Source organism: Paenibacillus sp. 2KB_20 (genome assembly GCF_052115765.1).
Taxonomy (GTDB): Bacteria; Bacillota; Bacilli; order Paenibacillales; family Paenibacillaceae; genus Paenibacillus_AQ.
Genome location: NZ_JBFRHH010000039.1, coordinates 1 through 709, shown reverse-complemented (window position 1 = coordinate 709; position 709 = coordinate 1). Strand labels below are relative to the sequence as shown.

Annotated in this window: 1 tRNA gene and 2 rRNA genes; all 3 read left to right on the top strand. The window is 47.4% G+C overall.

Annotated features, from left to right (window positions below):
• Window positions 1-135 (top strand): 16S ribosomal RNA (locus tag AB4124_RS34020); the annotation flags it as partial.
• Between the two features lie 120 nt (window positions 136-255).
• Window positions 256-331: transfer RNA gene (locus AB4124_RS34015), tRNA-Ala, on the top strand.
• Window positions 332-567: 236 nt separating this feature from the next.
• Window positions 568-709 (top strand): 23S ribosomal RNA (locus AB4124_RS34010); the annotation flags it as partial.

Sequence of the window (709 nt, the reverse complement as noted above, 5' to 3'; positions counted from 1 at the left end):
ACCACGAGAGTTTACAACACCCGAAGTCGGTGGGGTAACCCKTAMGGGAGCCAGCCGCCGAAGGTGGGGTAGATGATTGGGGTGAAGTCGTAACAAGGTAGCCGTATCGGAAGGTGCGGCTGGATCACCTCCTTTCTATGGAGAATCGTTTCCCGAAGCGGAAACATTCAAATAACGATGACGCAAGTCATCGTATAGACTTCAATGAAGTCAACCACGACGTGTATTCATTTGTTCAGTTTTGATGGAATTTGAGGGGCTATAGCTCAGCTGGGAGAGCGCCTGCCTTGCACGCAGGAGGTCAGGGGTTCGATCCCCCTTGGCTCCACCAAATCAATTTCATCTATTAAGATATACAATTGATCCTTGAAAACTAGATAACGAAACGAATTTGCGCAATTAGAAATATCCTTTTAGCTGAACTTGTGTCAAACAAGTTTAATAAAAAGTAGCGCGAAGGTTTTGGGATCATCGATCCTTTGGAAGTTAGTTTCCACCTATTAACTCGTTTAGTAGATCAGGAAACAAACGGACAATAGAGCGATGAGCACAATAACCGGAGCCATTGGTTAAGCTACTAAGAGCACACGGAGGATGCCTAGGCGCTAGGAGCCGAAGAAGGACGTGGCGAACAACGATACTGCCTCGGGGAGCTGTAAGCAAGCTTCGATCCGGGGATGTCCGAATGGGGAAACCCAGCTGATGTAAT